Genomic DNA, 24,874 nt, shown 5'->3' with positions numbered 1-24,874 from the left:
CGCGGCCGCCCGCGGACTACTCGTTCGGGACGGTCTCGTAGCGCGGGGTGCCCTCGGCCATCTGGCGCAGGGCGTCCTTGCGGTCGCGCTTGGAGAGGCGGTCGATGTAGAGGTAGCCGTACAGGTGGTCCGTCTCGTGCTGGAGGCAGCGGGCGAAGTAGCCCGTGCCGCGCACCTTGATCGGGTTGCCCTGCGCGTCCTGGCCCTCGACCTCCGCGTAGTCCGGGCGGGCCAGCGAGGCGTACGCGGTGGGGACCGACAGGCAGCCCTCGTTGGAGTCGTCCAGCACACGGGCGGAGGCCGGCAGCTCCACCAGCTTGGGGTTGACCACGACGCCGGTGTGGCGCACGCCCTCGTCGTCCGGACAGTCGTAGACGAACACCTTGGCGTCCACGCCGATCTGGTTCGCCGCCAGGCCCACGCCCTCGGCGGCCTTCTGGCTGGCGAACATGTCGTCGATCAACTGCGCCAGCTCGTCGCCGAACTCGGTGACGTCCTTGCACTCACGGTGCAGGACCGGGTTGCCGACCACGGTGATCGGCCGGGCGGTGCCGCGCTCGCGGTGGGCGAGCTCACGCGCCGCACAGTCCTCGGTGTCCACGACGTACCCGTCGTTGACGGCCTCGACACCACCGACAAGCTCGTTCTCCTGCTGCGCCATGTCCGACGTACGCCTTCCGTAAGTCCACCCGTTCACCAATGTGCCGGTACAGCCTACGGTGCGCGGTCAGCAGACCTCTTCGAGATCCCGCCACTCACGGGTGTCCGGGCTGTCCGCGACCCAGCCGTCGAGGAGTCCGCGGACCAGGCCGGCCGGCGCCGCGATACCGCATTCGCGCTCGGGTACCCACAGCGAGCCCGAGCCGGCCGTACGGTGGCCCAGCGGGCCGGGGTGCCCGGGTTCGCTGTGGTCGTGCGGGTCGAGCTGCTCGCCGTCGCCCTCGCCGCTCGGCATCACGCTCTCCGAGCAGGTCCGGCACAGCAGCCGCACCGAGGACGACCAGTCCTCGGCGGCGAAGCCGGCGTCCGAGGCGAGCTGCTCCAGGGCGTCGCGGTCCGCCTCGGTCGCGGCCTCCAGCAGCACCACCCAGGTCGGCACCGGCGAGGGCGCCCACAGCTCGATCTCGTCGAAGACCGGGTACGCCGGGCCGGCCGCGGTGACCCGCTCGCCGTGCGGGACCCCGTCGTGCAGGACGACCTCGCCCCAGCGCCGGCCCGAGGAGGGCAGCGGGATCGACAGGATCTCCATGCGGGCCGGGTCCAGCCGGCGGCCCCACACCACTTCGGCCTCGCCCTCGGGCGAGAGCCGGACGGCGGCGCTGCCGAGCTCCATGCCGACCGGCTCGCCGCCTCCGCCCGCGCCGTGCGGATCCCCGGGGACCTTCAGCCCGTACGCCTGCCAGGCACGGCGGGCCAGCGGCCAGTCCTGCAGCGCGGTGGCGGCGATCCCGACGTTCCACCAGTCCGGGGCTCCGGTCTCGCGGTCGAGGAGGGCCACGGCGCGCAGTCCGGCGGCCCGTGCCTGCTCCCAGTCGTGCCGGAACTTGTGCAGCAGGGCAAGGTTGAACCAGGACTCGGACAGCCAGGGCTCCAGGTCGGCGGCTCTGGTGAGCAGCGCCCCCGCGTCCTCGTACCGACCGTCGCCGATCAGCGTGAACGCGCGGTCGGTGGCCTGCCGCCACGAGGCGGAGGGCCGATGCCGTACCTTCCCGAAGATCCTCACGATTCCCGCCTGCCTGGGGGCACCTCCCAGCGGTCGCTGGGACAAGGTGCAGCCTTGCGGACACTCCTACTGGCATCCAACCATGCCCACTCGGACGGCCGCTCATTACCCATGGGTTACCCAGGCGGGACGGGAACAACTCTGTCACGTCCGCCCCTGGCCAGAACCCTGGCCAGGCATTCCACGACCTCCGGCTGGTAGTCGTGGCCGGTGCCCAGCCGGAGCTGTTCCAGCGCCTCCAGTGAGCCGCCCGGGTGACGGCTCCCGCCGAGCAGGTCGTCGTACGCGTTGACCGCGCGCACGATGCGCGCGGCGACCGGCTGCTCCCGGTACGGATCGGCCTGGCGCTCCACGATTCGGGCGACCTCGGCGGGCACTCCCGTCCGGCGGGCCACCTCGCCGCCGAGCCCGGCGATCCGGCGGGCCTCGGCCGCCGGCAGCTCGGCGGTGGCCCCGGCGTGGACGGGGTCGACGAGGGAGAGCTGGCCGATGTCGTGCATGAGGGCGGCGTACTCCAGCACCGTGAGTTCCCGCTCCGTGAGGCCGAGCTCCCTGCCGACGGCGCAGCTCAGTACGGCGACCCGGCGGGCGTGGCCGGGCCGGGTGTAGCCGGCGATCTCGGTGGCGCGGGCCAGGGAGGTGATGGTCTGGCGGTAGGTGGTGCGGATCGCGGTGATCCGGTGGAAGGACATCTGGGTCAGCAGCAGCGGCACGCAGAAGACGGGCAGCGCCCACAGGCCGGCGACGGCGGCGCCGAGGGCCATGACGGCGCCGGTGGCGCAGATCGCCGAGCCGATGCCGAGCTGGGCCCGCAGCTCGTCGCGCAGCAGGGGCCCGTACGGCCAGCCGGTGCGGGCCCCGGCCAGCGCGGCGGCCAGGACGGCGTCGCACAGGGCGGTGAGCCCGAGCAGGAGGAGCAGGAAGAGGACGAGGTACGGGCTCCGGCCGAGCCACTGCTCCAGCCGGCCGGAGTTGTAGAGCGGCTGGAAGCAGGCCGCGGCGAAGGCGACGGTCAGCACCCGTCGGGCCAGGTGGTCGACGGCGGGCCCGCGACCCCGGGCGATGTGCGGGACGATCCCGACGAGGGCCGCGGCGACGGTGACGGCGACGATCTGGAGCACCCCGTGGTGGGTGGGCAGGGCGGCGCTGCGCCCGAGCAGGGCGTACGCGAGGGCGCCCGCGAAGCCGAGCGGCGCGGGGTGGCGGTCGTCGGGGCCGTCCCGGGTGTCCCGGCGGGCGAGCTCTCCGCAGGCGATCAGGGCGGCGAAGGCCAGGGCGGTGCCCGGTTCGACGACGCCGTTCCACAGGGTGTGCCCGAGCGCCGCGAGGGTGAGCGCCCCGGCGGCTCCCCGCACCCCCCACACGGCCCACCCCGTCACGGCCCACCCCCGCGCTCCGCGTCCCGCGGTGCCTGCCCGCTCCCGGCCCGCGACCGGGGGCCGACCGGGGCCGGGGCGGGCGGCGCGGGGGCGGACGGCGCGGGGGCGGACGGCGCCGGGGCGGACGGCGCCGGGGCGGACGCGGCCGGGCCGGCCGGCCGGGCGCCCTCCGCGACCCGGCTGCCGCCCTGAGCGGGCAGCGCCGCCGGGACGTCCTCGTCCGCCGTCACCACCGGATGCCAGCCGTGCCGCCCGATGGCGTCCACCAGCGCGTGCACCATCGCCGGGTCGAACTGGGCCCCCGCACACCGCTCCAGCTCGGCCAGCGCGGTCGGTACCGGCCTGGCCCGGCTGTACGAGCGGGTCGAGGTCATCGCGTCGAAGGCATCGGCCACCGCCACCACCCGGGCCAGCTCCGGGATCTGCTCACCGGTCAGCCCGTACGGGTAGCCGGAGCCGTCGACCCGCTCGTGGTGGTGCAGGATCGCGGCCCGGGCCTCACCGAGGAAGCCGATGCCGCGGACCATCTCGTGGCCGTACTCGGGATGCAGTTCGATGACCCGCCGCTCCTCGGGGGTCAGCGGCCCGTCCTTGCGCAGCAGCCGCGTCGGGACGCCGAGCTTGCCCACGTCGTGCAGGATCCCGGCGATCCGGACCACTTCGAGGCGATCCTCGCCCATGCCCAGCTCGCGGGCGATCATCGCGGAGGCCTGGCCGACCCGCTCGCTGTGGCCGCGCGTGTAGCGGTCCTTGATGTCGACGGCCTGGACGAGCGCCCGGATGGTGGCCCGGTGGGCGGCGCGCTCGCGGTGGTACTGGGCGAAGACCCAGCAGGAGATGTACATCGGCAGCAGGACGAGCAGCGCGGCCGGGGCCCCGTACGGGCTGCGCCACATGACGGCCATCATCAGTCCGGCGAGCCCGTGCACGCAGTGCGGTGCCAGGGACCGGATCACCGGCCCGCGCCAGGCGGTCCGCGCCGGGCGCCGCTCGGCCAGGGCGAGGATGCCCGCGTCGAGGGCGGTCAGGACGAGGCAGAAGGCGACGGCCCCCGCCGCGGCGGGCACCAGCACGTACGGGAAGTCCGCGGCGCGGCCGGGCTGACCGGAGCCGGAGCCGCCCAGCGCACCGGGGCCGCCCAGCAGTCCGTAGGCCCGCCCCGCGGCCCAGGCGGCGAGCGCCTGCTGCGCCGCGTGCCACACCCGGCGTACCCGGGCGGGGCGCTGGTCGACGGCCTGGGCGAACCCCCCGGGCAGCGCGACGAGCGCCGCGGCGGAGGGAGGCAGCAGGAAGACCGCGGCGAGCAGCACGGGGAAGAAGGAGCCGATGCCCTCGGGGACCCGGCTGCCCACGAAGGGGCAGACCTTCACGAGCTCGCAGCCGGCATAGAGGAGCATGAGCAGCCCCACGGCCGGCCAGGGGGTCCGGGGATCCGCGAGCGCGGGGGCGGTGCAGGCGCATGCCGCGAGGACGGCGCACAGGATGAAGGCGCGCGCCCCTGGCGGAAGTACCCGCATGACGCCCTCCTCCCCTGTGCCGTGCACATCAGGTACCGATCCAACCAGCACCGTTTGGGGAGAATAAGTGGGGCCCCTTGCGAAGTGGGCCACATTTTCGTATTGCGCCGTACGGGCGCCCCCGGATTAGCACCTTCGAGTGAACGAAGGGGGCTTCCAGGGGCGGTTGTCCCATCAGCTGTCAGCTGGTCAGCTCAGCCGGTGGCCGGATCCGCAGTGACGTCGTGGTCGGGGACGGCCTGTCCGGACCGGATCAGCTCGATCCGGTCCATCACCTTCGACCGCAGGTCGCTGGGCACGTCGTCCGACCCGCAGCAGCGCTTCACCAGCTTCTTCACGGCCTGCTCCAGGCCGTACTTCTCCAGACAGGGATTGCACTCGCCGAAGTGCGTTTCGAACTTCGTGCAGTCACTGTCCGGCATCTCGTGGTCCAGGAACTCGTAGAGGTGGTCAAGTACCTCCGAGCACTCCGTCTCGTGCGGCTCTCCGCAGCTCATGAGCCCGAGCCTTTCAGGTCGTTCGACTCTCCCGCGCCGGCGGGGACCAGCCCGCGCTCACGGGCGTAGTCCTCCAGCATTCCGCGGAGTTGACGGCGGCCACGGTGCAGTCGGGACATGACCGTACCGATGGGTGTACCCATGATGTCCGCGATCTCCTTGTACGCAAAGCCCTCTACGTCGGCAAGATAGACCGCGATGCGGAACTCCTCCGGAATGGCCTGAAGCGCTTCCTTCACGTCGGAATCGGGCAGGTGGTCGAGCGCCTGGGACTCCGCGGAACGCAGCCCCGTCGACATGTGCGACTCGGCGCGCGCCAGCTGCCAGTCCTCGATCTCCTCCGCGGCGCTGCGCTGCGGCTCGCGCTGCTTCTTGCGGTAGGAGTTGATGAACGTATTGGTCAGAATGCGGTAAAGCCACGCCTTCAGATTGGTGCCCTCGCGGAACTGGTGGAAGGACGCGTACGCCTTCGCATACGTTTCCTGGACCAGGTCCTCGGCGTCGGCCGGATTGCGCGTCATGCGCAGCGCGGCCGAGTACATCTGGTCGAGGTAGCCGAGGGCGTCCCTCTCGAAGCGCGCATTGCGCTCCGGGGTCGTTTCCTCCGCGTGGCCTTCGTCGGTCCCAGCGACAGGACCCACCTCCTCCGACTGCGTGACGGCTCCGAAAGCGGACCCGCTCGAATCGGAGAATAGTCGACCATCCCGGCCTTCCGCCGCCCGAAGCGGGCTGCGCTTGGGCGCGGGCAGGACCGTCCTCCCCCAGCTGCCGCTGGACGGGGCCCCCAGGCCGGCAACCTGCGGACGCTCCTGGCTGATGACCTGGGTCATGCGCTCCCTCTCCTCCGACGGGTTCCGTGCGTTCTGACATCCGGGACAACAGAGCGGCCGGGTCGCGCATTCCCGCGCGGGCACGGGCCGTAGGACCCTGTCAGGTCGCAGGGGAGGCCCGGGTCACCGCGGGAGCCCGCCGAGCCATCCGGCGACCGCCTCCGTGATCACCCGGAGCGCCCCGTCCTGGGTCAGGTCCGCCTTTTTGGGCACCGCGAAGCCGTGATCGCCGTGGGGGACCTCCACCAGCTCGTACGCCGTCTGCCCGGCCGCCGGCGGGAACTCCTCCGGGCGTCCGAAGGGGTCCCGGCCGCCCTGCACCACCAGCGTGGGCACCCCGGCGCCGAGCAGCTCCCCGGCGCGGGACTTCTCGGGCCGCCCCGGCGGGTGCAGCGGGAACGCCAGGGCCAGGGCGCCGGCCGCGCCCAGCTTGGCGGCGGTCCGGCAGGCCACCCGCGCCCCGGCGCTGCGCCCGCCCGCCACCACCGGCAGGCCGGGCGCCGCCAGGGCGGGCCACAGCCCCCGCCAGCCCTCGTCCAGCACCTTGGGCGCGGCGGCGACCTTCTTCCCGGCGACCCGCCAGGGCTGTTCGACCAGGGCCACGGTGGTGCCCAGCGCGGGCAGGGCGGCGGCCAGCGCCTGCAGGTCCCGCGCCTCGATCCCGCCGCCCGCGCCGTGGCCGACGGCGAGCACGAGGGAGGCACCGGGGGCGGTGTGCCAGGTGATGCGGGCCTGGCCCGCGGGGGTGTCGACGCTCTCGGTGCGGGTGGTCATGGGGCCCATCCTGCCCCGGGCCGCTCCTCAGAAGAGCGTGCCCTCCTCCGGCGCGGCGAGCTCCGTCAGCAGCTCGGGCCCGTTGTTGCGCACGCTGCTCACGGCGGTGGACACCGGGTACGCCCGCATGAGCCCGCCCGGTGGCGGCGCCAGCAGGTCCCGCAGCGAGCCCTCGGTGTCCGTGTCCGCGGGGTCCAGCCAGCGGTCCCACCGGTCCGGGGTGAGCATCAGCGGCATCCGCGGGTGGATCTCGGACAGGGAGCGCGGCCCCTCGGCGGGAGCGGTGGCCAGCGGTCCGGTCTCGGCCTCCGTGGTGATCACCGAGCAGGTCACCCGCCAGGCGAGCGGGTGCTGGTCGGGCAGGGTCCGGTCGCGCCAGAACTCGTATATCCCCGCCATGGCGAAGACGGTGTCGTCGGCGGGCAGCACGAAGTAGGGCTGTTTGCGCGCCCGCTTCTTCTTCCCCTCGACCTCCAGCTGCCGTTCGTCGTGGGCGGTGACCCACTCGTAATAGCCGTCGGCGGGGATGATGCAGCGGCGCTGTGCGAACGCCCGGCGGAAGGACGGCTTCTCGGCCAGCGTCTCGGACCGGGCGTTGATCATGCGGGCGGCGCCGTCGGGGTTCTGGGCCCAGGAGGGGACGAGCCCCCACTTCAGGACGCGCAGCTGCCGAACCGGACGCGGGTCCGCCGCGTCTTTCAGGAGACGGTCGAGGACGACGTGGACCTCCTTCGTCGGCGCCACGTTCCAGTCGGGGGCCAGGGTCTCCTCGGGCTCCCACTTCTCGATGCCGAAGAGCTCGACCAGGTCCTCGGGCCTGCGACTCGCTGCATACCGTCCGCACATGGCTGCCACACTGCCATGCGACCCGACCACCACCGCAAGGAGTCCGCCACTCTATGGACAGCACCACGACGGCCGCCGGTCTGTGGGACCGGCTCACCGGCATACAGGCCTCGCCCCCCGTGTGGGTGGTGATCGTGACGGGCGTGCTCGCGCTGTGCGCCGTGGCGCCCCACCCGGTGTGGCGGCTGTCCCGCAACGCCGTGACCATCGCGCACGAGGGCGGCCACGGGCTGCTGGCCCTGCTGACGGGACGCAAGCTGGACGGCATCCGGCTGCACTCGGACACCAGCGGGGTCACCCTCAGCCGGGGCCGGCCGACCGGGATCGGGATGGTCCTGACCGCCGCGGCCGGGTACACGGCCCCCTCGCTGCTGGGCCTCGGCGGGGCCGCACTGCTGTCGGCCCACCGGATCACGGTGCTGCTGTGGGCGGCGACGGCCCTGCTGGTGGCGATGCTGGTGATGATCCGCAACGCGTACGGCGTCCTGACGGTGGTGCTGGTCGGCGGGACCTTCGTGCTGGTGTCCTGGCAGACACCCGCCGAGGTGCAGGCACTGTTCGCGTACGCCGTGGTGTGGTTCCTGCTGCTGGGCGGCGTACGGCCGGTCTTCGAGCTGGGCGCCATGCGCCGGCACGGCGGAGCCCCCGACTCCGACGCCGACCAGCTCGGCCGGCTCACCCACGTCCATCCGGTGGCCTGGCTGCTGCTCTTCCACGCCGTCGCGCTGTGTTCGCTCATCGGTGGCGGGCGCTGGCTTCTCGGCCTCTGAGACGGGGCCCCGCACAGGCCGCGATCAAGATCTGGGGCCGTGGCGAGCCACTAAAGTGGTCGACATGACCGAGACCCCCGCTCTCCCCGCCCTCTGGCCCGCGCCGCTTGCCGACGGAACCGTCCAGGCCACCGTCTCCGTGCCCGGGTCGAAGTCGGTCACCAACCGCGCCCTGGTGCTCGCGGCGCTCGCCGCCGAGCCCGGCTGGGTGCGCCGCCCGCTGCGTTCGCGCGACTCCCGGCTGATGGCCGATGCGCTGCGTGCGATGGGCGTCGGCATCGAGGAGACCGTCTCCTCCAGCTCCGGCTCCGGCTCCGGCGGCCAGGCCGGTGGCGAGGCGTGGCGGGTCATCCCGGCGGCCCTGCACGGCCCGGCCACCGTCGACGTCGGCAACGCGGGCACGGTCATGCGCTTCCTGCCCCCGGTCGCCACGCTCGCCGCGGGCGACATCCGCTTCGACGGCGACCCGCGCTCCTACGAGCGTCCGCTCGGGCAGGTCATCAACGCCCTGCGCGCGCTGGGCGCCCGGATCGACGACGACGGCCGGGGCGCCCTGCCCATGACCGTCCAGGGCGGCGGGGCCCTGGAGGGCGGCACGATCGAGATCGACGCCTCGAACTCCTCGCAGTTCATCTCGGCGCTGCTGCTGTCCGCTCCCCGGTTCAACCAGGGCGTCGAGGTCCGCCACGTCGGCACCACCCTGCCCTCGATGCCGCACATCCGGATGACGGTGGAGATGCTGCGGGCGGCGGGCGCCCAGGTCGACACCCCGGAGGCGGGCGGCGAGCCGAACGTGTGGCGGGTGGCGCCGAGCGCTCTGCTGGGCCGCGACATGATCGTGGAGCCGGACCTGTCGAACGCCCAGCCGTTCCTGGCGGCGGCCCTGATCACCGGCGGCACGGTGACCATCCCGGACTGGCCGCGGCGCACCACGCAGCCGGGCGACGAGCTGCGCCGGATCTTCACGGAGATGGGCGGCTCCTGCGAGCTGACCGACGCCGGGCTGGTCTTCACCGGCAGCGGCAAGATCCACGGCATCGACGTGGACCTGGGCGAGGTCGGCGAGCTGACCCCCGGCATCGCCGCCGTGGCCGCGCTCGCCGACTCCCCCTCCACCCTGCGCGGGGTGGCACACCTTCGGCTGCACGAGACGGACCGGCTGGCGGCCCTGACCGCGGAGATCAACGGGCTCGGCGGCGAGGTCACCGAGACCGCGGACGGCCTGCACATCCGCCCGCGCCCGCTGCACGGCGGGGTGTTCCACACCTACGACGACCACCGGATGGCCACCGCGGGCGCGGTGATCGGCCTGGCCGTGGAGGGCGTGGAGATCGAGAACGTGGCGACGACCGCGAAGACGCTGCCGGACTTCCCGAGGATGTGGGCCGACATGCTGGGCCAAGCGCGGGTTGCGGGAGCGTAGGGACCGTCATGCGCAGGTACGGCAAGCACACCGACGAGGACGACATCCGGCAGCGCCCCAACCCCAAGGGCAACCGGCCCCGGACCAGCATCCGGCCCAAGCACGAGGACGCCTCCGAGGGGTTCGTCCTGACCGTCGACCGCGGGCGGCTGACCTGCCTGGTCGAGAACCGCACCGTCCACGCGATGAAGTCCAGGGAACTGGGCCGCAAGGCGGCGGTGGTCGGCGACCGGGTGTGGATCGTGGGCGATCTGACCGGCAAGAAGGACACGCTCGCGCGGATCGTGCGGATCGAGGAACGCAAGTCGGTGCTGCGGCGCACCGCCGACGACGACGACCCGTACGAGCGCGTGGTCGTGGCCAACGCCGACCAGCTGGCGATCGTCACGGCGCTGGCCGACCCGGAGCCGCGGCCCCGCATGATCGACCGCTGTCTGGTGGCCGCGTACGACGCCGGGCTGGAACCGCTGCTGGTGCTGACCAAGTCCGATCTGACCTCCGCGGACAAGATCCTGGAGATCTACTCGACGCTCGGTTTGAACTACGTGGTCACCAACCGCCAGGAGCTGGCGAACGGTGATGCGGCGGACCGGGTGCGGGAGCGGCTGACCGGCCGGATCACCGCCTTCGTCGGCCATTCGGGCGTCGGCAAGACCACCCTGGTGAACGCGCTCGTCGACGAGGGCCGCCGGCGCGCCACGGGCCACGTCAACGCGGTGACCGGCCGCGGCCGGCACACCACCACCTCGGCGCTCGCGCTGCCGCTGCCCTCGGGCGACGGCTGGGTCATCGACACCCCCGGTGTGCGCTCCTTCGGCCTGCACCACGTGGACCCGTCCCGGGTGATCCTGGCCTTCCCGGACCTCGTCCCGGGCACGGAGGGCTGCCCGCGCGCGTGCAGCCACGACGAGCCGGACTGCGCGCTCGACCAGTGGGTACAGGACGGCCACGCGGACCCGGCCCGGCTGTATTCGCTGCGGCGGCTGCTGGAGACGCGCGAGCGCCGCGAAGGGGACTGAGCGCCCGACGGGGTTTGGCCGCGATGGCCGAGGGTCAAGTCTGTCGTGATGCACTCGATGCACGAGCGCCCGAAGTGATGCGACGTCACGTGACACGGGGAGGCATACGCCATGGCGTGGCTGCTGGTCGTGGTGGCCGGGTTCCTGGAGACGGGTTTCGCGGTCTGCCTCAAGCTGTCCCACGGCTTCACCCGCCTGTGGCCGACCATCGCCTTCGCCGCCTTCGCACTCGGCAGCTTCGGCCTGCTGACGCTCGCCCTGAAGAAGCTCGACGTGGGCCCCGCGTACGCGGTGTGGACGGGCATCGGCGCCGCAGGGACGGCCATCTACGGCATGGTCTTCCTCGGCGACCTGGTCTCCACCCTCAAGCTCGTCTCGATCTCGCTGGTCATCCTCGGGGTCATCGGCCTCCAGCTGTCGGGCTCGGCTCACTGAGCACCCGCAGCAGGCGCATCAGCTCCCCGAGCCCCGGCTCCTCCCCGGGGGCTATCACGTAGGACAGCGCGAGGCGTACGGCGAGCTCGAAGCGTTGCGCCCCCTCCCCCGGCCGCAGCGCGACCGAGGCCCGGTCGCGGACGGCCCGCGCCAGTTCCCCGGGGCCGGGCGCCGGGACCCCCGGGCGCGCCCCCTGGCCGGGCGGCACCGGCAGGTTCCCGTCCCAGCACCCCGTCAGCAGGGCCCGTACGAGCGGACGCGCGCGGGCCGCCCGTACGGTCCACTCCGCGACCGAGGCGAGGCGCTCGCCGCCGGCCGCCGGGGAGCGCAGGGCCCGGTCCACCCCGTCGAGGTACCAGTCGGCCTCCCGCCGCACCAGGGCCCGCCCGAGGCCCGCCTTGCCGCCGAACTCGTTGTAGAGGGTCTGCCGGGACACCCCGGCGGCGGCAGCGACGTCGACCATCCGCACCGAGGGCCAGGGGCGCGTCGCGAGCGCCGCTCCCGCCGCTTCCAGCAAGGACTCCCGGGCTGCCGGCATCCGCGCCTCCCCGCTCCGCTTTCCCCGCTGGGCCTTCCTGCCAGAGTTGACGGGTCGACAGATCCTGTCAAGGGCGCCTGCCGGCCGCTCCGTGGACGCCGTTCGCCGGGCCCGGGCAGGCTCGATACTGTTCGGTCATGCCCGAGTATGACGATGACCTGCGCCTTGCCCTTGAGCTCGCCGACGCGGCGGACGCCGCCACGATGCAGCGCTTCCGCGCCCTCGACCTGAAGGTCGAGACCAAGCCGGACATGACTCCGGTGAGCGAGGCCGACCAGGCCGCGGAGGAGATCGTCCGGGCCGGGATCGGGGCCGCGCGGCCCGCCGACGCGATCCTGGGCGAGGAGTACGGGCTCAAGGGCAGCGGCCCGCGCCGCTGGGTGGTGGACCCGATCGACGGTACGAAGAACTACGTCCGCGGTGTCCCCGTCTGGGCGACCCTGATCTCGCTGATGCAGGAGGGCGCCGACGGCGTGTTCCGGCCCGTGGTGGGCGTCGTGTCGGCGCCGGCGCTGGGCCGCCGCTGGTGGGCGGCGCGCGGCGCGGGCGCGTACGCCGGCGGTGCGCTGGGCGGGACCACCCCGATCGGCGTGTCGAAGGTGGCCTCCCTGGGCGACGCCTCGTTCGCCTACTCCTCGCTGGGCGGCTGGGAGGAGCAGGGGCGGCTCGACGGGTTCCTGGACCTGACCCGGCAGTGCTGGCGTACGCGCGGCTACGGCGATTTCTGGCCGTACATGATGGTCGCGGAGGGCTCGCTCGACCTGTGCGCCGAGCCGGAGCTGAACCTGTGGGACATGGCCGCCATCGCGGTCGTCGTCCAGGAGGCCGGAGGCCGGTTCACCAGCCTGGACGGGGTCGAGGGCGTACACGGCGGGAACGCGGCTGCTTCGAACGGGCTGCTGCACGAGGAGATGCTCGGCTACCTGCGCCCCCGCGCCTGAGCCGGGCGGGGGCCTGCACCCGGACAACCCGGTGCGCCCTCTTGATGACCCTCCGTGCCCGTGGGAATCTGGGACTCCTCCGCTTGTGCGCTTGTGAAGGCTTTCTCCAGCGGAGGGACTCTCCTCAGGAGGTGGCTCTCTTCATGCTCGTCCGTGACGCCATGAGCACCGTGATCCTCACCCTCGGACCCGCCCACACCCTCCGGCAGGCGGCCTGCCTGATGTCCGGCCGTCGCGTCGGCGCGGCCGTCGTCCTCGACCCCGACCACAGCGGCGTCGGCATCCTCACCGAACGCGACATCCTCAACTCGATCGGCGCCGGCCACGATCCCGACCGGGAGACCGTGGGCACCCACACCACCAACAACGTGGTGTTCTGCACCCCGCAGGCCACCGTCCAGGAAGCCGCCGAGGCGATGGTCCACGGCGGCTTCCGGCATCTGATCGTGCTAGAGGACGGCGGCCCCGTGGGCATCGTGTCCGTCCGTGACGTCATCCGCTGCTGGGCGCCCGCCCGCCGCACCGTCCCTGCGTGAACGCCGGAGGGCCGGCCCCCGCGGGGTCCGGCCCTCCGGCTTTCGGCGAGCGGGTCAGCCGCGAAGGGCCTGGACCGCGGCCTCCAGCCGCTTGCCGAAGTCGCCGTCCGCCTGGCGGAAGTTGTTGATCGCCCGCTCGGCGATGTCGTCACGGGAGACCTTGGCGATGAAGCCGGAGAGGTTCTCGATCAGACGGGACTTCTCGTCCTCGGACATCAGGCGGTAGAGGTTGCCCGCCTGGACGAAGTCGTTGTCCTCGCGGTGGACCGGCGCGGCGTGGTTGCCCGTGCCGCCGGTCAGCGAGAGGGACTGCCACAGCGGGCGGTCGATCTGGTGCGGACCGCCGAAGCTGTTCGGCTCGTAGTTCTTCGCACCCTTGTGGCGGCCGTCGTAGAGGAAGCCGTCACGGGAGTTGGTGCGGGCCTCGGTGGCGTGCGGCCGGTTCACCGGGAGGTGGTCGGCGTTGATGCCGACGCGGTAGCGGTGGGCGTCGCCGTACGCGAAGAGGCGGCCCTGGAGCATCTTGTCCGGGGAGGGACCGATGCCGGGGACGAAGTGCGCCGGAGAGAAGATCGACTGCTCGACCTCGGCGAAGATGTTCTCCGGGTTGCGGTTGAGCTCCAGCTTGCCGATCTCGATCGGCGGGTAGTCCTCGTGCGGCCACACCTTGGTGAGGTCGAACGGGTTGAAGCGGTACTCGGCCGCCTCGGCCGCCGGCATGATCTGGACCTGCACGGTCCAGCTCGGGAAGTCGCCGCGCTCGATGGCCTCGCGCAGGTCGCGCTGGTGCGAGTCGGGGTCCTCGCCGGCGAGCTGGTTGGCCTCGGCCTGGGTGAGGTTCTTGATGCCCTGGTCGGTCTTGAAGTGGTACTTGACCCAGAAGACCTCGCCGGCCTCGTTGTTCCACTGGTAGGTGTGGGAGCCGTAGCCGTTCATGTGGCGGTAGGACGCAGGGATGCCGCGGTCACCGAAGAGCCAGGTCACCTGGTGGGTGGACTCGGGCGACAGGCCCCAGAAGTCCCAGACGTTGTCCGCCTCGGTCGAGCCGGTGTACGGGTCGCGCTTCTGGGTGTGGATGAAGTCGGGGAACTTGATGGCGTCCTTGATGAAGAACACCGGCGTGTTGTTGCCGACGAGGTCGTAGTTGCCCTCTTCGGTGTAGAACTTCAGCGCCCAGCCTCGGGGGTCGCGCACCGCGTCGGCGGCACCGAGGTTGCCCGCGACGGTCGAGAAGCGCAGGAAGGTCTCGGTCTGCTTGCCGACCTCGGACAGGAACTTCGCCCGGGTCCACTGCGAGACGTCACGGGTGAGCGTGAAGGTGCCGTGGGCACCGGCGCCGCGGGCGTGCACCACGCGCTCCGGGATGCGCTCGCGGTTGAAGTGGGCGAGCTTCTCCAGCAGGAGCTGGTCCTGGACCAGGACGGGGCCGCCGATGCCCGCGGTCTCGCTGTTCTGGTTGTCGGCGACCGGCGCCCCGGCCTCCGTGGTGAGCGGTCCCTGCGTCACGTGCGCCTCCTGCGTCATTCCTGCGTGTCCTGTCCTCGGCCTCTGCCGTACTCGATCCTACGATGGACTTTGTCTAAGTCAAGCAAGCATCCAAGTCCGCACTGGTTCGGGAGTTACACCGAATCCCCTCGCTGTTAGGCTGGTGTCCATGAGTGACCTGCTGGAACGACTTCGCGGACGCGGATGGCGCATGACCGCACAGCGGCGTGTCGTGGCCGAGGTGCTCGACGGTGACCACGTTCACCTGACGGCGGACGAGGTGCACGCGCGCGCGGTGGAGAAGCTGCCCGAGATCTCCCGCGCCACCGTCTACAACACCCTGGGCGAGCTCGTGTCCCTCGGCGAGGTACTGGAAGTCTCGACCGACCGCCGCGCCAAGCGGTACGACCCGAACGCGCACCAGCCCCACCAGCACCTGGTCTGCGCACAGTGCGGCTCGATCCGGGACGTCCACCCGGCGGGCAACCCGCTGGCCGACCTGCCGGACGCCGAGCGCTTCGGCTTCGTGGTGTCGGCGGTCGAGGTGACCTACCGGGGCCTGTGCCCGAACTGCGCGGACGCGTGAGCGGCGCGGCACGCCGCTGAGGAAGCAAGCAGGGCCGGGGGCCGCAGCCCCCGGCCCTTTGCGCGTGCCCGAACGGGCTCCTTGCGTAGGCCCGAAGGGGGCCGGAAACGACTGAAGGCCCGGATCCAAGGATCCGGGCCTTCAGCCTTCAGTAGCGGGGACAGGATTTGAACCTGCGACCTCTGGGTTATGAGCCCAGCGAGCTACCGAGCTGCTCCACCCCGCGTCGGTAAACCCAACGTTACGTGACACCCCGCGACACATGCAAATCGGTTAACGGGCGCGGACCTGCGGCCGGGGTTTCGGGCCCCGGCCGCAGGTCACGCGGACAGCTCCTCGGCCAGCGCGTCGCGCAGCCGCGCCGCCCGCTCCGAGACCTCCGCCGGCCCCAGCTCCATGGCGCGGACGCACCACTTCTGCCCCTCCGCCAGATCCCCGTGCCGGGCCGCCAGCAGCCCCAGCCGCAGCGCCGCCCGGCCGTGGCCGGCGACGGCCGCACGGGTCCACCACAGGGCCGCCTCCGGCTCGTTCCCCTCCCGGGCGAGCAGCAGCCCGAGGTTGAAGGCGCCGTTGCGGGAGCCGGCCTCCGCCGCCTCCCGGTACCACCGGGCGGCCGCGGCGAGCTCGCCCCGCGCGGCGGCCAGCATCCCGACCCGCACCTGCGCGCGGCGGTGCCCGAGCTCCGCGGCCCGCTCGTACCACTCCTCGCTCTCGGTCTTCGGGGCTCCGCCCACCGGCTCGCCCAGGGCCACCGGCTCCGGGGGCGGAGCCAGCGATTCGAGCAGCGCGGCCAGCCGGAACGCGGCCTCGGCGCTGCCGCCGCCCGCCGCGCACCGCAGGTGCCGCTCGGCCGCCCGCTCCTCGCCGTCCCGGACCAGCGCGATGCCGACCTGGAGCGCGGCGTCGGTGTGCCCGGCGGACGCGGCCCGCTCGTACCACTTCAGGGCGGTGCGGTCCTCGTCCCGGCTCGCGAACAGGATGCCGAGGTTGAAGGCGGCGTCCACGCTGCCGGCTTCCGCCGCCTTCGAGAACCACGGCTCCGCCCCGGCCGCGTCGCCGACCTGGAGCAGCATGATGGCGAGGGCGTTGGCCGCCTCCCGGTGCCCCGCGTAGGCGGCCCGCCGGTACCACTGCTCGGCCTGCGCGGTCCGGTCCTGTGCGGCGCACAGCAAAGCAAGGTTGTACGCCCCGTTCTGGTCGCCCGCGTCCATGGCGGTCCGGTACCACTTCTCCGCGGTCTCGGTCTCCCCCCGGGCGGCGTGCAGGGCACCCAGCGCGTTCGCGGCGTTGCCGTCGCCGTCCTGCGCGGCGCGGTTCCACCACGCGACGGCGCTCTCCTCGTCACCGGCGTCGCGCAGCAGGAAGCCGAGCGCGCACGCGGCCCGGGCCTCGCCCTGCTTGGCGGAGGTCAGGTACCAGCGGGCGGCCTCCTTGAGCTCGCCGCGGGCCTCCAGGAGGGCGCCCAGGTGCAGCGCGGCCCGCCGGTGGCCGCGCGCGGCGGCCTGCCGGTACCACTGCTCGGCCTCTGCGGGGTCGCCCTTGCGCAGGTGCCGGGCCAGCCGGTAGGCGGCCTCGCGGTGGCCCTGTTCGGCGGCCTGGCGGTACCACCGCTCGACGCCCTTGTCCCCGCGGTGCTCCAGCAGCTCGGCCAGGCCGTACGCGCCCAGGGCATGACCGGATTCCGCCGCCTGGCGCAGCCAGTACTCGGCGGCGGGCTCGTCCCCGCGTTCGCGGAAGTGGCGGCCCAGGGCGTGCGCGGCCGGCGCGGAGCCGGCCACGGCGGCGACCCGCCACCAGCCGGCGGCCTCGTCCGGGTAGCCCCGCTGGAGCAGCAGCACCCCGAGGTTGTTGGCGGCGGCGCGGTCCCCCTCCGCGGTGGCCCCCCTCAGGTACGGCTCGGCGCCGTCCAGGTCTCCGCGGCGCAGCAGCAGCGCCCCGAGCACGCTCATCGCGCCCGGGTCGCCCCGGTCCGCCGCGACCCGGTGCCGTGCCTCCAGCTCGGCGTCGCTCGCCGGGTCGGTCTCGGCGAACATTTCCTCCGCGAAATCCGCATCGGTCAGTGCGGTCTGCGCGTTAACGACCGGAGCCTCCTCCATGGCCTCTGTGCCCGATGCGGCTGCCGTCCTCACAAACCGCCCTGCCTCCAGCAGAGTTGACCTGTCCCCCATAAATCCCATCGTCGCATCACCTGCTACCCGCGTACACCTGGTATGTCGCAGCCTGTGAGGTCACTACAGCGTTTTGTCGACATGCCCACAGAGAGATAAGTCAAACACGCTCCGCCCCCAACTCACCCGCCCCGGCTACCTCATGCTCCCCATGCACCCGTCCCGGGCACGACGAAGGCCCGGATCCCATGGATCCGGGCCTTCATCTTCAGTAGCGGGGACAGGATTTGAACCTGCGACCTCTGGGTTATGAGCCCAGCGAGCTACCGAGCTGCTCCACCCCGCGTCGGTGAAACCACAGTATCACGACGCGGGGCCGAGCCATTACGCCGGTCGCTCAGCCCCCGGGCTTGGGGGTCGTGAGCTTCGCCTCCGCGTCGATCGCCCGCTTCAGCGCCGCCTTGATCTCGTCCTGCGCCTTGCCGAACGCCGCCCAGTCGCCGGCCTGGCGGGCCTTCTCGGCGTCCTCGACGGCCTTCTGGGCATCCGCGAGCGCGGCCTTGACCGTCGGGTCCTGGGCGGTCGGCGGCGTGGCCGTCCCGTCGCCCGGCGGGGTCACCGGCGTCGTCGGCACGGTCGGCGCCTCCGCCCCGAAGACCACGTTCAGCGCCTTCTCCAGCGTGTCCTCGAACGCGGTCTGGCCGCCGTAGGTCACCAGCACCTTGCGCAGCAGCGGGTACTTCAGCCCGGAACTGCGCACGTACACCGGCTCCACGTACAGCATTCCGCCGTCGAGCGGCACGGCGAGCAGATTGCCGTACTCGACCTCGGAGTCGCCGCCGCGCAGCAACCGGATCGACTCGGCGATCTTCGGCTCGGACTGGAACTTGCTCTGCACCTGGCCCGGGCCGTCGACCGGCTTGCTGGTCGGCAGCTTCAGGATGCTGATCTTGCCGTAGTCCGGGGTGCCGGGATCGGCGTTGACCGCCATGAAGGCACTCAGGTTGGGCCGCTCGTTGGGCGTGAAGGTCGTCGTGAGGGAGAAGACCTGGTCCTTCTCCTTCTGGTCCGGCATCTTCATCGACAGGTAGTACGGCGGAACGGCCGTACCGGCCTTGGTCGTCGGGTCGTCGGGGACGGCCCAGGCCTCACTGCCGCTGAGGAAGGTCTGCGGGTCCGTGACGTGGTAGCGGGTCAGCAGCTCGCGCTGGACCTTGAAGAGGTCCTGCGGGTAGCGCAGGTGCTCCATGAGCGACTTGGGGATCTCGCTCTTGGTCTTGACCGTGCCGGGGAACGCCTTCATCCAGGTCCGCAGGACCGGGTCCTTGGTGTCCCACTGGTAGAGGCTGACCGTGCCGTCGTACGCGTCGACGGTCGCCTTCACCGAGTTGCGGATGTAGTTGACCTGGTTCTCCTGCGCCACCACCGCGCGCTGGCTGTTGGTCAGCGAGTCCGCGGTGCTCTGGCCCAACGTGGTGCGCGAGGCGTAGGGATAGCCGTTCGTCGTCGTGTAGGCGTCGACGATCCACTTGATCCGGCCGTCGATGACCGCCGGGTACGGGGCGCCGTCGATGGTCAGCCACGGGGCGACCGCCTCGACGCGCTCCTTGGGCGTGCGGTGGTAGAGGATCCGCGAGCCGTCCCCGATGGCACCGGAGTAGAGGATCTGGGGCTCGCTGAAGGCCAGGGCGTACGCGGCCCGGTTGACCGGGTTGTCCAGGTTGACACCGGAGTCGCCCTGGTAACTCGTCTCCTTCTCGCCCTTGTCGTCCGAGTAGTCGAGCTCCTTCTGCGGGCCGCCGACGATCGAGTACTGCTTCGTCTGCTCGCCGTAGTAGATGCGCTGCTCGAAGTCGGTGCCGAACATGCCCTTGGAGGGCAGGTCGGACTGGGTGAAGTCGGGGGCGCCCTGGTCGCCGACGGTGGTGCCCTTGGCGGCGACCACGCCGTATCCGTGGGTGTACTTGAAGTGGTCGTTGATCCAGTTGTTCTTCGGGATGCCGCCGATGTTCAGCTCACGCAGCCCGATGACGGTGTCCTGGCCCTTGTACCGGTCCACGGCGAGCGTGGACGGGAAGGCGTAGTACCCCTTGACCTGCTGGAGCTGCTGGAACGCCGGGGAGACGATGTTGGGGTCGAGGAGGCGGACGCTGGCCGTGGTGTCGGCGGCCTGCCGCAGCTTCGACTTGTCCTGCGTCTGCGGCACGCCCGGGTAGTCCTTCACCTCGGACCGGTCGATCCCGTACGCGTCGCGGGTGGCCTTGATGTTCTTCTCGACGTACGGCGATTCCTTGGCCTGCTCATTGGGCTGGACCTGGAACTTCTGGACGATCGCCGGATACAGCCCGCCGATCAGGATCGCCGAGAGCACCATCAGGCCGAAGCCGATCACCGGCAGCTGCCAGGTGCGGCGCCACAGGGTCGCGAAGAAGAGCACGGCGCAGATGGCGGCGATGGCGACGAGGATCGTCTTGGCCGGGAGGTACGCGTTCGCGTCGACGTAGCGCAGGCCGGTCCAGTTGTCGGCGGCCTTGAAGTCGCTGGACTTCACCGCGAGCCCGTACCGGTCCAGCCAGTACGCGACCGCCTTGAGTGTGACGAACAGGCCGAGCAGCACCGATAGGTGCCCGGTCGCGGCGGCGGTGGCCCGGGCGCCCGGGCTGGTCACGCGCAGGCCGCCGTACAGGTAGTGGACGACGACCGCGGCGATCACGGACAGCACGACCGCCGCGAAGCCGAAGCCGAGGAGGAAGCGGTACCAGGGCAGCTCGAAGGTGTAGAAGGACACGTCGAGGTGGAACTGGGGGTCCTCCTCGCCGAAGGGCACCCCGTTCACGTACATCAGCCAGGTCTTCCACTGGCCGGCCGCCGAGGCCCCCGCGATCATGCCGACGAGCGCGGCGATCCCGAGGAGCAGCCACTTCTTGTACGGGGCGATGCTCATCCGGTAGCGGTCGAGGCTCTGCTGCTCCATCGACATCGCGCTGAGCGGCGGCCGCAGCCGGTGGGCCAGCCAGAGGTTCAGCCCGACGGCGCCGGCCATCAGCAGGCCGAAGACGGCGAAGAGGCCGATCTTGGTCCACAGGGTGGTGGTGAAGACGGTGGAGTACTTGACGGAGCGGAACCAGAGCCAGTCGGTCCAGAAGCCCGCGAACATGACGAACGCCATGCCCAGGACGGCCAGCACGCCCAAGGTCATCAGAAGAGTGCGGGACCGCCGGGAGGGGCGGCCGACTCTCATCCGTGGCCCGGAGGGGCCTCCGCCGCGGTCCGGCATCTGGAAAGCCAAGGTGCGCACCTCGAAAGTCGCTGAGTCTGGTGATGGGGCATTTCAAAAGCTGGGCCCCCGATCGTAGGGCCCACTCATGCAACTTACTGAGGCTTTAGTCAGTTCCCGTTATCGGGTGGAAACGAGGCAGGATGTTGTCCATGTCCAACGTTTCCCCTTCCCCCGGCACGCCGATGGCGGCCAGCCCGCTCACCCGCGCCTGCCTTGAGATCGACGAGTACGCGGCCGGCCTGGGCTGGGACCAGCCCGCGCGGCTGTTCGCCCTCGTCGACACGGCCAAGCTCAAGAAGCAGGAGCCGCGTCTCGCAAGCCAGCTCGGCCTCGACCAGGACGACGCCGGCAAGTCCTCCCTCACCCCCATCGAGCAGGAAGAGCTGCCCGCCGGGACCCCCCTCGACAAGTTCCTGGGCACCATCGCCTGGCCCGACTCCGTCGTCGGCTGCGCCCTGACCGTGGAGCGGCTGATGCTGCCGCCGTCCGCGGAGGCCTCCGTACCGGAAGGGCTCGGCGACAAGCAGCTGGCGAAGTGGGTCGCCGGCCACCCGGAGCGGCAGGAGGTGCGCCTGACCGTGGCCGTGCTGCGCGACGGATCGCGCGAGTCTGCCGTACGGCTGCGGGAGAAGGACTCCTCGACCGAGGTGCTCACCGGCGGGGGCCTGGTGCCCGGGCTGGCGGAGGCGCTGGCCGCGACGTTCGCGTAACGCGGGGGCGGGCTCCCGCGGGGGGCTCCCCGCGGGCCGGGCCCTGCGGGAGCGGTCAGGGCGTGCCGCACTGCGGCAGCCCGGCCGGGTCCCCCTTGCCGATCTTCTCCAGCGCCCGGGTGGCGTCGCCGATGGTGGAGACCTTCACCAGGGTCAGGCCGTCGGGGACGTTCTTGGCGGCCGAGGCGCAGTTCTCGGCGGGGGTCAGGAAGTACTCGGCGCCGGCGTTGCGGGCGCCGATGGTCTTCATCTGGATGCCGCCGATGGGGCCGACCTTGCCCGTGTCGTCGATGGTGCCGGTGCCCGCGACGAACTTCCCGCCGGTCAGGTCGCCCGGGGTGAGCTTGTCGACGATGCCGAGGGAGAACATCAGGCCCGCGCTGGGGCCGCCGACGTCGGCGAGCTTGATGTCGATGGCGAACGGGAAGGTGTGGTCGGTGCCCGCCCGGATGCCGACGATGGCGTGCCCGTCGCCCTGCGCCTTGGCGGTGGTGATGGTGACCTTGGTCGGGCCGGTGGGCTCGCGGTGCGTCTTCTCGGCCTCGGCCGCTTCGGCGGCGGCCACGATGGTGAACTCGACCGGTTCGCCCGGCTTGTGCTTGGTGACGAGCCCGGCCACGTCGTCGGGGGCGGTGACCGCGGTGCCGTCGACCGCGCGGATCACGTCCCCGGCGTGCAGCTTGCCCTCGGCGGGGCTGCCCTTGACCACGGAGGAGACCACCACGCGGGTGCTGACTCCCGGGATGCCCAGCTGCTTGAGGGCCGCCACCTTGGCGCTCTCCTGCGACTGGCTGAACTCCTCGGCGTTCTCCTGGGTGGACTGCTCTTCCGTCTTGCCGTCCGGGTAAAGGTTCTCGTGCGGGACGACGATGTTGTCGCCGGACAGCCAGCCGTAGACCGCTTCCAGCAGGTTCATGTCGTAGTCCGCGCCCGTGACGCGGACGGTCGTCATGTTGAGGTGGCCGCTGGTCGGATAGGTCTTGCGGTCCGCGATGCTGATGACGGGCGCGCCGTGCGAGTCTCCGAGCGTGTTCACCGTGGGGCCCGGGCTCATCTCCGAGTACGGAACCTTGATGAACACCCCTGCGCAGAGCAGCGCGAACAGCATGAGCGTGGAGGCGAGCATCGTCGCAGTGCGGCGTGGCATGGATCGACAGTACGGGACGCGTCAGACGGCGTCGGAACCGGAGTGTGCCTCTGCCTTCACCCTGCTCTGCTCGGCCTTTCCCATGGCTTCACGGAACCTCGCGTAGCCCGCGAGCTCGGATATGTCACCTTGGGTACGGTCGCGGGCCGCCCAGCTGCCCCATATCGCTGCTCCGATCGCGGCGAACAGCGGAATCAGCAACCACGCCAGTGACGCCATGGACGTGTCTCCCTACCCCGAAGTGCGTGTCGTTGGTGGCTTCAACGCTCGTGCCCGTGGGGGGGTTACGCAAATCGAGGGCGTGTTGCGCGGCCGAACGGGTGGGACAGTACACCGCCCCGCCGACCGGGTTTCAACGACCCCCGGGTTGGGCACGCACCACCCCTCGCCGACCGTGCCGAGGTCGCCTCAGCAGGCGCCGACCCACTCCTCGGTGCCGTCCGAGAAGGTCTGGTGCTTCCAGATCGGGACCTCGTGCTTGAGGTCGTCGATCAGCATGCGGCAGGCCTCGAAGGCCTCCCCGCGGTGCGGGCAGGACACGGCGACGACGACCGCCAGGTCACCGACCGACAGGTCGCCGATGCGGTGGACGGCGGCCAGGGCGCGCACCGGGTACTTCGCCACGACGCGCTCGGCGATGCGGCGCATCTCGGCCTCGGCCGTCGGGTGGCAGGAGTAGCCGAGCGAGTCGACGTCCGCCCCTCCGTCGTGGTTGCGCACCGTGCCGACGAAGAGCGTCGTGCCGCCCGTCGCGTCGTCGCCGACGGCCTGGAAGACCTCGTCGATCGACAGCGGGGTCTCGCGGATCTGGAGCAGCCGGATCGGGTCCGGAGCGGCCTGCTCGCCGGGGTGGTCGAAGTGCGGTGCCATGCCTTCCATCGTGCCCTAGCCTCCATGGTCGCGAAATAGCCGATTCACCCGTGCCGCGCCCCCGCACTTGGGAGCCTCCTACAGGACCGCGCCCGCCCCTGGCACCGCAGCGGTCAGATCCCGCGCCGCCGGCGGGCCCGGCGGACCACCGCGGCGGCGCCCAGCAGCGCGACCGTGGCACCCGCCGCACCTGCGGCCGTGGCGTCCTTGCGGCCGAGCCTGCGGCCCGCGACGGTGTGCCGGCCCGCGACCTCCTGCAGGAGCTCGGCGAGCACCTCCTCGTTCGTCCAGCGCGGCCGCCAGCCCGCCGCGTGCAGGCCGCTGACGCTGACCACCCAGGGGTGCATGGTGTACGCGAGGTCGCCCGCAGGGGACGGCGTGAGGCCGATGCGGTGCAGCCGGGCCGCCGCACCGAGCGCGACCGCGGACGGCAGCTCCATCCGGCGGATGCCGCTGAGCTCCTCGACCTCCTCCTGCTCCAGCCAGCCCTCGCAGCCCACCGCGAGCTCGCCCTCGACCTTCTCCAGGGCGGCGTACTCCAGGGCGCTGACCAGGTCCTCGACATGGCAGAACTGCCAGGTCGGCCGGGATCCGGCCACCACCAGCAGGCGCGGGGACTCGAAGTAGCGGGTCAGCGCCGTGTCGGTGCCGCCGACCAGCACGGCCGGGCGGATCACGGTCACGTTCAGCCCCGGGTGCGCACGCGGGGCCCGGCGGCCCAGCCGCTCGATCTCCAGCAGGTCGCCGACGCCGGTCGCCTCGGCCGTGGCCCGCAGCTCGGAGTCCTCCGAGAGCGGGATGTCGTTGTCCGGCAGGGCCCCGTAGACCATCGCCGAGGTGCAGAGCACGACCCGGTGCACCCCGGCCGCCGCTGCCGCCGTCAGGACGGTCTGGGTGCCGCGCACGTTGTACGCGGTACGGGCCGCCGGGTCCGTCTCCAGGTCCAGGTCCAGCGCGAGGTGGACCACCACGTCGGCGCCGCGGAGTTTCTCGGCGATCGCCGGGTCGCGTACGTCCAGGACGTGCCACTGCGCGGCCGCGCAGTCGCCGCGCCGCTCGTCGATGGCGACGACCTGCTTGACCTCGTCGGAGTCGACCAGGCGGTTCACGAGTGCCGCTCCGACGCCGGACGCGGCGCCCGTGACGGCGATCACGGGGCTCGGGCGTCGGGGGGCCGACTGGTTTCGCGGCTGGCGAACGCCCTGGGCGCCGTCACCGTGCTCAGGGCGGTCTTCGCCGTCGTGCGGCGGGCGAAGCTGCGGATCTGGGGAACTCACGGGGCGTCTCCAGCGGTTGTCTTCAGTAGGGACGCGCCGTGACGCGTGCCCACCAGTTGGCGTCCATCCTGCCGCAGCGCGGGAGTGGGTGGAGCACCGAGCCCGGAAGCGGGTCCGGTGTCTACGCTGGGTGGTGTTGTCGGACCATCGCCCGTCGGCTCCCGCCGGCGGCCCTACGAGCCG

24 protein-coding genes and 2 tRNA genes are annotated in these 24,874 nt (G+C 72.1%); 8 read left to right on the top strand and 18 right to left on the bottom strand.

Translation table 11 applies throughout. From position 1 onward, the window contains the following. Window positions 1–16 precede the first annotated feature (16 nt). From def to AB0B01_RS14880, 8 genes are all read right to left on the bottom strand, one after another. Window positions 17–661, bottom strand: a complete 645-nt coding sequence (gene def / locus AB0B01_RS14915) for a peptide deformylase (RefSeq protein ID WP_361717789.1) — start codon at window positions 659–661, stop codon at window positions 17–19. Window positions 662–727: 66 nt separating this feature from the next. Beyond that, window positions 728–1,723, bottom strand: coding sequence for a hypothetical protein (locus AB0B01_RS14910; RefSeq protein WP_356849880.1), 996 nt, complete (start codon window positions 1,721–1,723; stop codon window positions 728–730). Window positions 1,724–1,839: 116 nt separating this feature from the next. Next, window positions 1,840–3,102, bottom strand: a complete 1,263-nt coding sequence (locus tag AB0B01_RS14905) for an HD domain-containing protein (RefSeq protein WP_361717785.1) — start codon at window positions 3,100–3,102, stop codon at window positions 1,840–1,842. Beyond that, window positions 3,099–4,619: an HD-GYP domain-containing protein gene (locus AB0B01_RS14900; RefSeq protein ID WP_361717782.1), complete on the bottom strand. Its 1,521-nt coding sequence runs from the start codon at window positions 4,617–4,619 to the stop codon at window positions 3,099–3,101. The genes AB0B01_RS14905 and AB0B01_RS14900 overlap by 4 nt, the downstream gene beginning before the upstream one ends. 194 nt (window positions 4,620–4,813) lie before the next feature. Continuing rightward, complete coding sequence (gene rsrA / locus AB0B01_RS14895) at window positions 4,814–5,116, bottom strand: mycothiol system anti-sigma-R factor (protein ID WP_361717779.1); 303 nt, start codon at window positions 5,114–5,116, stop codon at window positions 4,814–4,816. After that, window positions 5,113–5,757, bottom strand: coding sequence for a sigma-70 family RNA polymerase sigma factor (locus AB0B01_RS14890; protein WP_008741505.1), 645 nt, complete (start codon window positions 5,755–5,757; stop codon window positions 5,113–5,115). The genes rsrA and AB0B01_RS14890 overlap by 4 nt, the downstream gene beginning before the upstream one ends. Window positions 5,758–6,069: 312 nt before the next feature. Beyond that, window positions 6,070–6,720, bottom strand: a complete 651-nt coding sequence (locus AB0B01_RS14885; RefSeq protein WP_361717776.1) for an alpha/beta family hydrolase — start codon at window positions 6,718–6,720, stop codon at window positions 6,070–6,072. 27 nt (window positions 6,721–6,747) lie between these two features. Continuing rightward, on the bottom strand, window positions 6,748–7,566 hold the full coding sequence (locus AB0B01_RS14880) for an SOS response-associated peptidase (RefSeq protein WP_361717773.1): 819 nt from the start codon (window positions 7,564–7,566) through the stop codon (window positions 6,748–6,750). Window positions 7,567–7,619: 53 nt separating this feature from the next. Between AB0B01_RS14880 and AB0B01_RS14875 the strand changes: the two genes are divergently transcribed. The 4 genes from AB0B01_RS14875 to AB0B01_RS14860 all read left to right on the top strand — a co-directional run bounded on the left by AB0B01_RS14875 (window position 7,620) and on the right by AB0B01_RS14860 (window position 11,213). Next, entirely contained in the window at window positions 7,620–8,336 is a 717-nt protein-coding gene (locus AB0B01_RS14875; protein WP_361717770.1) for a M50 family metallopeptidase, read from the top strand. A gap of 64 nt (window positions 8,337–8,400) precedes the next feature. Beyond that, complete coding sequence (gene aroA, locus AB0B01_RS14870) at window positions 8,401–9,759, top strand: 3-phosphoshikimate 1-carboxyvinyltransferase (protein ID WP_361717767.1); 1,359 nt, start codon at window positions 8,401–8,403, stop codon at window positions 9,757–9,759. 8 nt (window positions 9,760–9,767) lie between these two features. Next, window positions 9,768–10,778 carry a ribosome small subunit-dependent GTPase A gene (gene rsgA / locus AB0B01_RS14865; RefSeq protein ID WP_361717764.1) on the top strand — a complete coding sequence of 337 codons (1,011 nt, stop codon included), beginning with the start codon at window positions 9,768–9,770 and terminating at the stop codon, window positions 10,776–10,778. Between the two features lie 111 nt (window positions 10,779–10,889). Then, window positions 10,890–11,213, top strand: coding sequence for a multidrug efflux SMR transporter (locus tag AB0B01_RS14860; protein ID WP_361717761.1), 324 nt, complete (start codon window positions 10,890–10,892; stop codon window positions 11,211–11,213). On the opposite strand, the gene AB0B01_RS14855 is transcribed toward AB0B01_RS14860, so the two are convergent. Then, on the bottom strand, window positions 11,179–11,751 hold the full coding sequence (locus AB0B01_RS14855) for a TetR/AcrR family transcriptional regulator (protein ID WP_361717758.1): 573 nt from the start codon (window positions 11,749–11,751) through the stop codon (window positions 11,179–11,181). The genes AB0B01_RS14860 and AB0B01_RS14855 overlap by 35 nt on opposite strands. 137 nt (window positions 11,752–11,888) lie before the next feature. On the opposite strand from AB0B01_RS14855, the gene hisN reads away from it, so the two are divergent. Together hisN and AB0B01_RS14845 are read left to right on the top strand one after the other, a co-directional pair. Beyond that, window positions 11,889–12,692: a histidinol-phosphatase gene (gene hisN / locus AB0B01_RS14850; protein ID WP_361717755.1), complete on the top strand. Its 804-nt coding sequence runs from the start codon at window positions 11,889–11,891 to the stop codon at window positions 12,690–12,692. A 143-nt stretch (window positions 12,693–12,835) separates the two neighbouring features. Next, window positions 12,836–13,228: a CBS domain-containing protein gene (locus AB0B01_RS14845; RefSeq protein ID WP_361717752.1), complete on the top strand. Its 393-nt coding sequence runs from the start codon at window positions 12,836–12,838 to the stop codon at window positions 13,226–13,228. Window positions 13,229–13,282: 54 nt separating this feature from the next. Here the strand turns inward: AB0B01_RS14845 and AB0B01_RS14840 are convergent, their stop codons facing one another. Then, the gene (locus AB0B01_RS14840; protein ID WP_361717749.1) at window positions 13,283–14,752 is read right to left on the bottom strand and encodes a catalase; all 1,470 of its coding nucleotides are present in this window, start codon (window positions 14,750–14,752) and stop codon (window positions 13,283–13,285) included. Window positions 14,753–14,882: 130 nt separating this feature from the next. Between AB0B01_RS14840 and AB0B01_RS14835 the strand changes: the two genes are divergently transcribed. Then, entirely contained in the window at window positions 14,883–15,299 is a 417-nt protein-coding gene (locus AB0B01_RS14835) for a Fur family transcriptional regulator (protein WP_361717746.1), read from the top strand. Between the two features lie 152 nt (window positions 15,300–15,451). On the opposite strand, the gene AB0B01_RS14830 is transcribed toward AB0B01_RS14835, so the two are convergent. The 4 genes from AB0B01_RS14830 to AB0B01_RS14815 form a co-directional block, all read right to left on the bottom strand. Continuing rightward, window positions 15,452–15,525, bottom strand: a tRNA-Met gene (locus AB0B01_RS14830). A gap of 94 nt (window positions 15,526–15,619) precedes the next feature. Continuing rightward, window positions 15,620–17,476, bottom strand: coding sequence for a tetratricopeptide repeat protein (locus AB0B01_RS14825; protein WP_361717743.1), 1,857 nt, complete (start codon window positions 17,474–17,476; stop codon window positions 15,620–15,622). Between the two features lie 203 nt (window positions 17,477–17,679). Then, window positions 17,680–17,753 (bottom strand) — tRNA-Met (locus AB0B01_RS14820). A gap of 51 nt (window positions 17,754–17,804) precedes the next feature. Further along, window positions 17,805–20,684, bottom strand: a complete 2,880-nt coding sequence (locus tag AB0B01_RS14815; RefSeq protein ID WP_361717893.1) for a UPF0182 family protein — start codon at window positions 20,682–20,684, stop codon at window positions 17,805–17,807. Between the two features lie 143 nt (window positions 20,685–20,827). Between AB0B01_RS14815 and AB0B01_RS14810 the strand changes: the two genes are divergently transcribed. Next, on the top strand, window positions 20,828–21,397 hold the full coding sequence (locus AB0B01_RS14810) for a PPA1309 family protein (protein WP_361717740.1): 570 nt from the start codon (window positions 20,828–20,830) through the stop codon (window positions 21,395–21,397). Between the two features lie 55 nt (window positions 21,398–21,452). On the opposite strand, the gene AB0B01_RS14805 is transcribed toward AB0B01_RS14810, so the two are convergent. From AB0B01_RS14805 to AB0B01_RS14790, 4 genes are all read right to left on the bottom strand, one after another. Then, window positions 21,453–22,544: a PDZ domain-containing protein gene (locus tag AB0B01_RS14805; protein ID WP_361717737.1), complete on the bottom strand. Its 1,092-nt coding sequence runs from the start codon at window positions 22,542–22,544 to the stop codon at window positions 21,453–21,455. Between the two features lie 21 nt (window positions 22,545–22,565). Then, window positions 22,566–22,763 carry a hypothetical protein gene (locus AB0B01_RS14800; protein ID WP_356849852.1) on the bottom strand — a complete coding sequence of 66 codons (198 nt, stop codon included), beginning with the start codon at window positions 22,761–22,763 and terminating at the stop codon, window positions 22,566–22,568. Between the two features lie 189 nt (window positions 22,764–22,952). Further along, the gene (locus tag AB0B01_RS14795) at window positions 22,953–23,414 is read right to left on the bottom strand and encodes a molybdenum cofactor biosynthesis protein MoaE (protein WP_356849851.1); all 462 of its coding nucleotides are present in this window, start codon (window positions 23,412–23,414) and stop codon (window positions 22,953–22,955) included. 113 nt (window positions 23,415–23,527) lie between these two features. Beyond that, window positions 23,528–24,691, bottom strand: a complete 1,164-nt coding sequence (locus AB0B01_RS14790; RefSeq protein ID WP_361717734.1) for an SDR family oxidoreductase — start codon at window positions 24,689–24,691, stop codon at window positions 23,528–23,530. Between the last annotated feature and the right edge of the window lie 183 nt (window positions 24,692–24,874).

The sequence above is a fragment of the Streptomyces sp. NPDC044571 genome, from assembly GCF_040647115.1.
Taxonomy (GTDB): Bacteria; Actinomycetota; Actinomycetes; order Streptomycetales; family Streptomycetaceae; genus Streptomyces.
Note: the sequence above shows the minus strand (reverse complement) of the source record. Positions and strands in the feature narration are given on the sequence as shown.